This is a genomic window from Streptomyces sp., from assembly GCF_035563135.1.
Lineage (GTDB): Bacteria > Actinomycetota > Actinomycetes > Streptomycetales > Streptomycetaceae > Streptomyces.
In genome coordinates, this window is record NZ_DATMVN010000588.1 from 1 (window position 1) to 10043 (window position 10043).

Consider the following 10043-nt stretch of genomic DNA (forward strand, 5'->3'; position numbering starts at 1 on the left):
GACCGTGCCCGCGGGCTGGCGGGAGGCCTGCCGGACGCTGGCGGGGTGCGCGCTGCCCCGGCTCGCCGGAACGGACCTCATCGAACTCGCCGGGTTGCTGGCAGCCACGGAACCGGCCGCCCCGGGTGGACAATTCCGGCATGGCACACAAAACCTCCGCACCGCTCGCGGCCGGCACGACCACCACGACGCTCACCCTGGATGAACGCATCACCGGAGCACTCGTCGGCGCGGCCGTCGGGGACGCGCTCGGCGGCCCCGTCGAGGGCTGGACACCCGAGCAGATCGCCGAGCGCCACGGCGGCCGGGTGACCGGTGTCGTCGGGCCCTGGTACGGCGACGACTGGCGCACGGCGCGCCCCATCGCCCCGTACCACAAGGGTGACGGGCACGTCACCGACGACACCCTGATGACCCATGCGCTGGTCCGGGTGTACGGGACGGTGCGCGGTCATCTCGACGCGTACTCCGTCGCCGACCACCTCGTCCCGGACCTGATGTCACGGCCCCGCTGGATCCCGGAGCTGGAGGCCGAGGCGCTCCCCCTGCAACGGGTCTTCCTCGCCGAGAAGTGGATCGTCACGCGGCTGCACTACGGGCACGCCGACCCCCGCGAGGCGGGCTCGGGGAACATCGTCAACTGCGGGGCGGCGATGTACATGGCCCCGGTCGGCCTGGTGAACGCCGCCCATCCGGAGGCGGCGTACGCGGAGGCGCTGGATGTCGCGGGCGCCCACCAGTCCTCGTACGGCCGGGAGGCGGCGGGGGTCCTGGCCGCCGCCGTCGCCGCCGCGTGCGCCCCGGACGCGACCCCCGCCTCCGTCGTCGAGGCCGCTCTGGCCCTCGCCAAGGACGGCACCCGGTCGGCGATCGAGTCGGTGTGCGAAGTGGCGCCCCGCTACACGGACTTCGAGTCCGCGCTGGTGCCGCTGCGCGCCGCCGTCGCCCCGTTCGACACGGTCGGTCCCCACTACCGCGACCCCTCGCTCGGCGCCCGGCGCCCCTCCCGGCTGCACTCCGTCGAGGAACTGCCGGTCGCGCTCGGCATGCTGCTCGTGGGCGACGGCGACTACCGGCACACGGTGCTCGGCTCGGTGAACTACGGCCGTGACTGCGACTCGATCGCGACGATGAGCGGCGCGCTCGCGGGTGCCCTCCACGGCGAACAGGCGATCCCCGAGACCTGGGTGAAGACGGTCGCCGAGGCCAGCCGCCTCGATCTGCACGCCCCGGCGCGGGTCCTGGCGGAGGTGGCCCGTGAGATCTTCGCACGGGACACGGAGCGGCGCCGCGCACACGAGGCGGCCTTCGCCGCGCTGACGGGCGACGGCCGGTGACCGTACGCCTGACATGGGTCCAGCCGGAGGACCTGGTGGGCCACGAACTGCGCCAGGCCGCCCAGGACGGCAGGGACACCGGGGACATCGAACAGCGCTGGTACGCGGCCGGGGGCCTGCCCGCGCCGGAGCGTGCGGGGGCCTCGAAGAACTCCGTGCCGCGCGGGCTGCGCACACTCGCCGAGCGCCTGCTGGACGAACTCGCGGCACTGGAAAGCCCGTTGGAGACCGACGAGCCGACCGGTCTGTCCCGGATCCGCGCCGCCTGCCCGCGCTGGCCGGCCCCGCGCACCCACCCGGCGGAGATCGGACCCGACCGGCTGCACGCGGCATGGCTGGGCCGGGCCGCCGGCTGCCTGCTGGGCAAACCGGTCGAGAAGCTGCCCCTGGCCGGCATCCGCGCCCTGGCCCGCGCCACCGGCAACTGGCCGCTCACCACCTGGTTCACCGCCCGGGGGCTGCCCGCCGAACTGGCTGCCGCCCACCCCTGGAACCGGCGCTCGGCGCCCACCTCCCTCGCCGAGAACATCGACGGGATGCCGGAGGACGACGACCTCGACCACCCGTTGCTGACCGTCCTGCTGCTCCAGCGGTACGGACGCGGGTTCAGCACGTCCGACCTCGCCCGGCTGTGGCTCGGCGAACTCCCGGCCGGCCGTGTCTTCACCGCCGAGCGCATCGCGTACCGCAATCTGCTCGACGGCATCGAACCGCCGGACACCGCACGCCACCGCAACCCGTTCCGGGAGTGGATCGGCGCCCGGATCCGGGCCGACGTGCACGGCTGGACGCATCCCGGCGACCCGGGGGCCGCCGCGGAGCAGGCCCACCGCGACGCGGTCCTCACCCACACGGCCAACGGGGTGTACGGGGCCATGTTCACCGCCGCCGCCCTGGCGGAGGCCGCCGGCGGCGGGACGGATGTGCACGGCTGCCTGGCGGCGGGGCTGCGGGTGGTGCCGCCCCGCTCCCGGTACGCCGACGCGGTGCGCCTGGGCATCCGGACGGCCCGTACCGAGCGGGACTTCGACACGGTCGTGGACCTTCTCCACGACGCCTACGGGGCCACCCACCACTGGGTGCACGTCCTGCCCAACGCGGCGCTGCTGGCCGCCGCCCTCACCCACGCGGACGGGGACTTCAGCCGCTCCATCGGCTGCGCGGTGTCCGGCGGCTGGGACACCGACTCCAACGGCGCGACGGCCGGTTCGCTCGCGGGCCTGCTGGCCGGGCACGCCGCCGCGCTGCCCGACCGCTGGACCGCCCCGCTCAAGAACCGCCTCGCCACGTCCGTACGCGGATTCGGCTCCATCGGCTTCGACACCCTCGCGGAACTGACCTATCAGGAGGTACGCCGCCCATGACAGCGATCGCGGTGCTCGGCAGCACCAACATGGACCTGGTCGCCTACGTCACCCGGGCGCCCGGGCGCGGGGAGACCGTCACCGGACGGGAGTTCCGGACCGTCCCCGGCGGCAAGGGGGCCAACCAGGCCGTCGCCGCGGCCCGCGCGGGAGGCGACGTGGTGATGATCGGTGCGGTGGGGACCGATGAGTACGGCTCGCTGCTCCGGACGGATCTGGAGCACGCCGGCGTGGACACGGAACTGCTGCACACCGTCGCGGGGCCCAGCGGCACCGCGCACATCGTCGTCGACGACGAGGGGTCCAACGCGATCGTGGTGATCCCCGGCGCGAACGGCACGGTGACCACGCTCGGCCCGGACGGGAAGGCAGCCGTCGCGGCGGCGGACCTGCTGCTCCTGCAGCTGGAGCTCCCGATGGCCGCCGTGACCGAAGCGGCTCGGACGGCCAGGGCCTGCGGTGTGCGGACGATCCTCACCCCCTCCCCCGTACAGCCGCTGCCGTCCGGCCTGCTGGACGCCGTCGACCTGCTGATCCCCAACGAGCACGAGGCCGCCGCGCTCACCGGACACGAAGAACCGCACGCCGCGGCGCAGATCCTGCTCCGCGAGGTCCCCGAGGTCGTGATCACGCTCGGCCGGAAGGGCTGCCTGTACGCGGCCCGGGGCGGCGAACCGGTCCTCCTCCCGGCCCCCGAGGTCACCGCCGTCGACACGACCGGCGCCGGGGACACCTTCGCCGGCACGCTCGCCGTGGCGCTCGGTGAGGGCCGGACCGTGCCGGAGGCGCTGGCGTGGGCCTCGGCGGCGGCCGCGCTCTGCGTGCAACGGCCCGGCGCCTCGACGTCCATGCCGTACCGCAGCGAGATCGAGGCCGCATGAACACGACGGCTGCGCCCCTCACCGGCCTGCGGGTCCTGGACCTCGCCACGCTCTTCGCCGGGCCGCTCGCGGCCACCATGCTCGGGGACTTCGGGGCCGAGGTCATCAAGGTCGAGCACCCCCGGAAGCCCGATCCCTCGCGCGGTCACGGCCCCGCGAAGGACGGGATCGGCCTGTGGTGGAAGCTGCTCGGACGCAACAAGCGCACGCTGACCCTCGATCTGTCCTCCCCCGGCGGCCGGGACGTGCTGCTGCGGCTGGCCGCCGGCACCGATGTGATCATCGAGAACTTCCGGCCCGGCACCCTGGAGCGCTGGGGCCTGGGCTGGGAGGAGCTGCGCGCCGTCAACCCCCGGCTGGTGCTGGCCAGGGTCACGGGGTTCGGGCAGAAGGGCCCGTACGCGCACCGGCCGGGCTTCGGCACGCTCGCCGAGGCGATGAGCGGCTTCGCCGCCGTCACCGGGGAGCCCGACGGGCCGCCGACCCTGCCGCCGTTCGGGCTCGCCGACTCGATCGCGGCGCTCGCCACGGCGTACGCGGTGATGACGGCGCTGGCCGGACGCGAGCGCACCGGGGGCGGACAGGTGGTGGACATGGCGATCATCGAGCCGATCCTGACGGTGCTGGGGCCGCAGCCGCTCTGGTACGACCAGCTCGGCTATGTGCAGCCGCGCACCGGGAACCGCTCCCGCAACAACGCCCCGCGCAACACCTACCGCACCGCCGACGGCCACTGGGTCGCCGTCTCGACCTCCGCCCAGTCGGTCGCGGAACGCGTGATGCGCCTGGTGGGACGCCCGGAACTGATCGAGGAGCCGTGGTTCTCCGCCGGGAGCACCCGCGCCGAGCACGCCGACGAACTCGACGAGGCGGTGGGCCACTGGATCGCCCGGCGCACCCGGGGGGAGGCGGTGGACGCCTTCGAGAAGGCCGAGGCCGCGATCGCGCCCATCCATGACGTACGGGATGTGATGGAGGATCCCCAGTACCGGGCGCTGGGCACGATCACCGAGGTCGACGACCCCGAGCTGGGGCCGCTGCGGATGCAGAACGTGCTGTTCAGGCTCTCGGAGACGCCGGGGGCGGTCCGCTGGGCCGGCCGGCCGCACGGAGCGGACACGGACGAGATCCTGGCGGAGGCCGGCCTCTCCGCGCCGGCGATCGAGGCGCTGCGGGACGAGGGCGTGCTGTGAGCCGCCCGGAGACGGCGCTGACCTGGCTGTACGTGCCCGGGGACCGGCCCGGGGTGGTCCGTAAGGCGCTCGGCTCCGGCGCGGACGTGGTGATCGTCGACCTGGAGGACGCGGTCGCCCCGGACCGCAAGGAGTACGCGCGAAGGGCGACGGCGGAGCTCCTCTCGGACCCGGTCACGGTGGACCCGTCGGCGGTGCCGGTCCATGTCCGGGTCCATGGTGAGGACGACGTCAAGGCGCTGGCCGGGCTGCCGGGGCTGTCCGGGATGCGGCTGCCCAAGATCACCCATGCGGGGTCCGTGCATCATGTCGCGGCTCTGGCGCCCGGTGTGCCGCTCTATCCGCTGCTGGAGTCGGCCCTGGCGATCGAACACGCGTACTCGATCGCCGGGGCGCACCACTCCGTACGGGGTGTCGCACTGGGTGAGGCGGATCTCCGGGCGGATCTGGGGGTGCGGGACGATGCGGGACTCGACTGGCCGCGCAGCCGTGTGGTGATCGCCGCCCGGGCCGCCGGGCTCGACCCGCCCGTGATGTCGGTGTACCCCGATGTCCGGGACCTGTCCGGGCTGCGGTCGTCCTGTGCGCACGGCAGGGAGCTCGGCCTGCTCGGCCGGGCTGCGATCCACCCCCGGCAGCTCCCGGTCATCGAACGGGCGTTCCGGCCCACGGCGCGCGAGGCCGAGGCGGCGGAACAGATCCTGGAGGCGTCCCGGGCCGGGTCCGGGGCGCAGGCCCTGCCGGACGGGAGGTTCGTCGACGCCGCGGTGGTGGCGGCCGCGGAACGCACGCTGTCGTTGGCGCGGCGGCGCTGAGGCGGACGGCGGCGTACGCGAAGGGGCCGCCGGACCCGTGCGGTCCGGCGGTCCCTTCGGCGGTCTGCGGAGCGTCAGCTCCTGTCGGCCCTCTGCGGGGTCCCGTCGGCCTCCGGGGACGCCTCCGCCTCGGGAGCGACGGCATCGGAAGAGAGCGCGCCGGAGCCGGCGGACGCGGTCTCGGCGGAGGACGCGGTCTCGGCGGAGGACGCGTCGGCGGAGGAAGCGTCGGCTTCCTTCTCGCCGTCGTCCCCGGTGAGGTCCACCGCGGCGGGCTCGACGATCTCCTCGCGCCCGGGGCGCACCTTCGCCGAGATCACGATGTACGTCACTGCGAGCACGAACACGATGATCGCGGTCCACACGTTGAGCCGGAGGCCCAGCACGTGGTGCGCCTCGTCCACCCGCATGTACTCGATCCAGCCGCGTCCCGCGCAGTACGCCGCGACGTACAGGGCGAAGGCCCGGCCGTGTCCGAGCTTGAAGCGGCGGTCCGCCCAGATGACCAGGAACGCGACGCCCACGCACCACAGGGACTCGTAGAGGAAGGTCGGGTGGTAGGTGCCCGCGACCCGGTTCGTGCCCTCGCTGATCTCCAGCGCCCAGGGGACGTCGGTCTTCCGGCCGTACAGCTCCTGGTTGAACCAGTTGCCCCAGCGGCCGATCGCCTGGGCGAAGGCGATGCCGGGGGCCAGCGCGTCGGCCCAGGCCGGGAGCGGGATCCCACGGCGGCGGCAGCCGATCCAGGCACCGACCGCGCCGAGCGCGATCGCACCCCAGATACCGAGGCCGCCCTCCCAGATCTTGAAGGCGTCCACCCAGTTCTCACCGTCGCTGAAGTACAGCTGGTAGTCGGTGATCACGTGGTAGAGCCTGCCGCCGACCAGGCCGAAGGGCACGGCCCAGACGGCGATGTCGGCGACGGTGCCGGCTTTGCCGCCTCTGGCGATCCAGCGCTTGTTGCCGAACCAGACGGCGACGAAGACACCGATGATGATGCAGAACGCGTAGCCGCGGAGCGGGATCGGGCCGAGCTCGATCACCCCGGTCGACGGGCTGGGAATGAAGGCAAGGTTCATGACGAGGACGACGCTACCCTGCCGGACGGGACGTACGGCAAGCCGTCCGGCAACTTATGGATAACGGGACCCGGCGCGACGCGGCCGCAGGGGCGTGTCAGGACGCCGGCGGTGCGGGCCGGGCGGTGCCCGGTTCCTTGCCCTTGCCGGCCTCCGCGACCCACTTCTTGAGATTGGCCACGGAGATCTGCTCGTCCCCCTTCTTCGGGAAGACCGGCTCGCCGTTGAGCAGGACGGCCGGTGTGCCCTCGAACCCGCCCTCGGTGAACGCCTTGCCGGACTTCTCGACCCAGCTGTCGTGGGTGCCCTCCTCCACACAGCTGCGGAAGGCGGGGGTGTCCAGGCCGTCCACCTTGCCGGCCAGCTCGATCAGCTTGCCGTTGTCGCCGAAGGCGTCGTCGGTCTCCGGGGGCTGGTTGCGGTAGAGGACGTCGTGGTACGGGGCGAACCTGCCGGCGTCCTGGGCGCAGGCGGCGGCGTTGGCCGCGCGCAGCGACCCGCTGCCGCCGAGATTGCCGTCGATGATCGTGACCAGGTGGTACTCCGCCTTGAGCTGCCCGCTGTCCACGAGCTCCGTGACCGTGTCGCGGAAGGCGTTCTCGAACTGGGCGCAGGCCGGGCAGCGGAAGTCCTCCCAGACGGTGAGCGTGGACGGCGCGTCGTCGGCTCCCACCCGGAGGGCGAGCCCGTCCTCCCCCGTCGCCCCGGACGGGACGACTGCGGGCCCGGCCTCGCTGTCCTTGTCGCTCCTGCCCGCGTCGGCGGCGATCACGCCGATCACTGCGGCCAGCGCGAGCACCCCCACCACGGCGGCCGAGACGATCAGCGTGCGGCGGCGGCGCTCCCGCGCCCGGTGCTGCTCACGCTGCTGGACGAGCCGGTCACGCGCGGCTCTGTTTCGGTCTTGGTTCTTCTCACTCACGATGCGTGAACGAACCGGGGAGGCGCGGCAGCGCCTCCCCGGCCCCAGGTCCACCCGTACGGATGACGGCCGCTGTCAGCGCTTTCGAACGCCTTCGGCCAGTTCACCCGCCAGCGCGCGGACGGCGGCGAGCCCCGCGGCCTCGTCGGGGGCGTCCAGCATCCGCTTGACGAAGGCCGAGCCGACGATCACCCCGTCGGCGAAGCCCGCGACCTGCCGGGCGTGCTCGGCGGTCGATACGCCGATGCCCACGCAGACGGGCAGGTCCGTGGTGGCGCGGGTGCGGCGCACCAGGTCCTGGGCCTGCTCGCCGACCGATTCGCGGGTGCCGGTGACACCCATCAGCGAGGCGGCGTACACGAAACCGGAGCCCGCCGCCGTGATGGCGGCGAGGCGCGCGTCCTTGCTGCTCGGGGCGACGACGAAGACGGTGGCGAGACCGTGCTTCTCGGCGTGCTCCCTCCACGGTCCGGACTCCTGGACCGGCAGGTCGGGCAGGATGCACCCGGCGCCGCCCGCCTCGGCGAGCTCGGCGGTGAAGCGCTCGACGCCGTACCGGTCGATGGGGTTCCAGTACGTCATGACGAGGATCGGCGCGCCCGTCGCCTCGTGCGTCTCACGGACCGTGCGCATGATGTCGGCGATCTTGACCCCGCCGCGCAGCGCAATGTCGTCCGCGGTCTGGATGACGGGCCCGTCGAGCACCGGGTCGCTGTGCGGGAGCCCCACCTCGATGACGTCGGCGCCACCCGCGACGGCCGCCTTGACGGCCGCGATGCCGCCGTCGACGGTCGGGAAGCCGCCGGGCAGGTAGGCGATGAGCGCCGCCCGGTCCTCGGACGCCGCCCGGGCCAGCGTCGATTCGAGAAGCTCTCGGTTGCCGCTCACTTGGTGACCTCTTCCTCTCCGTCGGCCACATCGGCCTCGACGACCGCGTCGGCACCGCCGTACAGCCCGAAGTACCGCGCTGCCGTGTCCATGTCCTTGTCGCCGCGGCCGGACAGGTTGACCAGGATCAGCCCGTCCTCGCCGAGCTCCCGCCCGATCTCCAGGGCCCCGGCCAGCGCGTGCGCGCTCTCGATGGCCGGGATGATCCCCTCGGTGCGGGAGAGGAGGCGCAGCGCCTGCATGGCGGCGTCGTCGGTGACCGCACGGTACTCGCCGCGCCCGACGTCCTTGAGGTAGGCGTGCTCGGGGCCGATGCCCGGGTAGTCGAGTCCGGCCGAGATCGAGTACGGCTCGGTGATCTGGCCTTCCTCGTCCTGGAGGACGTAACTGCGCGAGCCGTGCAGGATTCCGGGCTCACCGGCGGTGAGGGTGGCCGCGTGCTCACCGGTCTCCACACCGTGTCCGGCGGGTTCACAGCCGATCAGCCGGACGCCCGCGTCCGGGAGGAAGGCGTGGAAGAGGCCGATGGCGTTGGAGCCGCCGCCGACGCAGGCGACGGCGGCGTCCGGCAGCCGGCCCGTACGCTCCAGGATCTGGCGGCGGGCCTCGACGCCGATGACCCGGTGGAAGTCACGGACCATCGCGGGGAAGGGGTGCGGTCCGGCCACGGTGCCGAAGAGGTAGTGGGTGCGGTCCACGTTGGCGACCCAGTCGCGGAACGCCTCGTTGATGGCGTCCTTGAGGGTCCTGGAGCCGGACTTCACGGCGACGACCTCGGCGCCGAGCATCCGCATCCGCGCCACGTTCAGCGCCTGCCGCTCGGTGTCGATCTCACCCATGTAGACGGTGCATTCGAGCCCGAAGAGTGCGCAGGCGGTCGCGGTGGCGACGCCGTGCTGGCCGGCTCCGGTCTCCGCGATCACGCGGGTCTTGCCCATGCGCTTGGTGAGCAGGGCCTGGCCGAGCACGTTGTTGATCTTGTGCGAGCCGGTGTGGTTGAGGTCCTCGCGCTTGAGGAAGACGCGGGCGCCTCCGGCGTGCCCGGCGAAGCGCGGGACCTCCGTCAGGGCGCTGGGCCGGCCCGTGTAGTCGGCCATGAGCTGATCGAGCTCGGCGGCGAAGGCCGGGTCCGCCTTGGCCTTGTCGTACTCGACGGCGACCTCGTCCACGGCGGCGACCAGCGCCTCCGGGATGAACTTGCCACCGAACGCGCCGAAGTACCCCTCGGCGCTGGGGATCAGACCCTCGGGGTCCGGGATGAAGAAGTCGGACGACATGCGACGTGCTCCTCGAATCGCAACGGGTGGTGTCACCGTATGCGCCATGAGCGGAGCGCCACGCCGGCCGGTGGACGGTCGGTGCGGTGGGACGTGCGGATCCCCTGTACGGGGGCGACGGCCGGGGCTCGCTACGGCGCGGACCCCGTGCGCCATCGCATGCCGTTGACCTGTCCGGGCTCGTCACCGATCACGTAGCGCACGCGCCGGCCGTGCACACGCCGGGCGGGGGCGCGGCAGCCGCGGTGCCAGAAGGGCGGCGCGCAGCGCCTCGGCTGAGGGTGGCG

At 73.3% G+C, this 10043-nt stretch carries 10 protein-coding genes and 1 pseudogene; 6 read left to right on the plus strand and 5 right to left on the minus strand.

All coding sequences use genetic code 11. From position 1 onward, the window contains the following. The 6 genes and pseudogenes from VN520_RS26315 to VN520_RS26340 form a co-directional block, all read left to right on the plus strand. Nucleotides 1–205 (plus strand): annotated as a pseudogene (locus VN520_RS26315) (ADP-ribosylglycohydrolase family protein); the annotation flags it as partial. Continuing rightward, nucleotides 141–1337, plus strand: a complete 1197-nt coding sequence (locus tag VN520_RS26320; protein ID WP_325749431.1) for an ADP-ribosylglycohydrolase family protein — start codon at nucleotides 141–143, stop codon at nucleotides 1335–1337. The pseudogene VN520_RS26315 and the gene VN520_RS26320, both read left to right, overlap by 65 nt. Continuing rightward, entirely contained in the window at nucleotides 1334–2701 is a 1368-nt protein-coding gene (locus VN520_RS26325) for an ADP-ribosylglycohydrolase family protein (protein ID WP_325749432.1), read from the plus strand. The genes VN520_RS26320 and VN520_RS26325 overlap by 4 nt, the downstream gene beginning before the upstream one ends. Beyond that, nucleotides 2698–3582 (plus strand): ribokinase, encoded by an 885-nt coding sequence (gene rbsK, locus VN520_RS26330; protein WP_325749433.1) that lies wholly within the window; start codon nucleotides 2698–2700, stop codon nucleotides 3580–3582. The genes VN520_RS26325 and rbsK overlap by 4 nt, the downstream gene beginning before the upstream one ends. Then, on the plus strand, nucleotides 3579–4775 hold the full coding sequence (locus VN520_RS26335) for a CoA transferase (protein WP_325749434.1): 1197 nt from the start codon (nucleotides 3579–3581) through the stop codon (nucleotides 4773–4775). Before rbsK ends, VN520_RS26335 begins: the two co-directional genes overlap by 4 nt. After that, nucleotides 4772–5590 (plus strand): CoA ester lyase, encoded by an 819-nt coding sequence (locus VN520_RS26340; protein ID WP_325749435.1) that lies wholly within the window; start codon nucleotides 4772–4774, stop codon nucleotides 5588–5590. Before VN520_RS26335 ends, VN520_RS26340 begins: the two co-directional genes overlap by 4 nt. 74 nt (nucleotides 5591–5664) lie before the next feature. Here the strand turns inward: VN520_RS26340 and lgt are convergent, their stop codons facing one another. The 5 genes from lgt to trpM all read right to left on the minus strand — a co-directional run. Further along, entirely contained in the window at nucleotides 5665–6669 is a 1005-nt protein-coding gene (lgt, locus tag VN520_RS26345) for a prolipoprotein diacylglyceryl transferase (protein ID WP_325749436.1), read from the minus strand. 97 nt (nucleotides 6670–6766) lie between these two features. Continuing rightward, complete coding sequence (locus VN520_RS26350) at nucleotides 6767–7591, minus strand: DsbA family protein (protein ID WP_325749437.1); 825 nt, start codon at nucleotides 7589–7591, stop codon at nucleotides 6767–6769. Between the two features lie 75 nt (nucleotides 7592–7666). Beyond that, entirely contained in the window at nucleotides 7667–8479 is an 813-nt protein-coding gene (gene trpA / locus VN520_RS26355; RefSeq protein WP_325749438.1) for a tryptophan synthase subunit alpha, read from the minus strand. Then, nucleotides 8476–9756: a tryptophan synthase subunit beta gene (trpB, locus tag VN520_RS26360; RefSeq protein ID WP_325749439.1), complete on the minus strand. Its 1281-nt coding sequence runs from the start codon at nucleotides 9754–9756 to the stop codon at nucleotides 8476–8478. Before trpB ends, trpA begins: the two co-directional genes overlap by 4 nt. A gap of 131 nt (nucleotides 9757–9887) precedes the next feature. After that, the coding region (gene trpM / locus VN520_RS39700) for a tryptophan biosynthesis modulator TrpM (protein ID WP_414719958.1) at nucleotides 9888–10043 on the minus strand (156 nt) is incomplete at its 5' end.

What these genes read in the sequence shown, in the direction of transcription:
- VN520_RS26320 (WP_325749431.1), top strand. Translation starts at nt 141, where the DNA reads ATGGCACACAAAACCTCCGCACCGCTCGCGGCCGGCACGACCACCACG.
- rbsK (WP_325749433.1), top strand. Translation starts at nt 2,698, where the DNA reads ATGACAGCGATCGCGGTGCTCGGCAGCACCAACATGGACCTGGTCGCC.
- VN520_RS26335 (WP_325749434.1), top strand. Translation starts at nt 3,579, where the DNA reads ATGAACACGACGGCTGCGCCCCTCACCGGCCTGCGGGTCCTGGACCTC.
- lgt (WP_325749436.1), bottom strand. Translation starts at nt 6,669, where the DNA reads ATGAACCTTGCCTTCATTCCCAGCCCGTCGACCGGGGTGATCGAGCTC.
- trpB (WP_325749439.1), bottom strand. Translation starts at nt 9,756, where the DNA reads ATGTCGTCCGACTTCTTCATCCCGGACCCCGAGGGTCTGATCCCCAGC.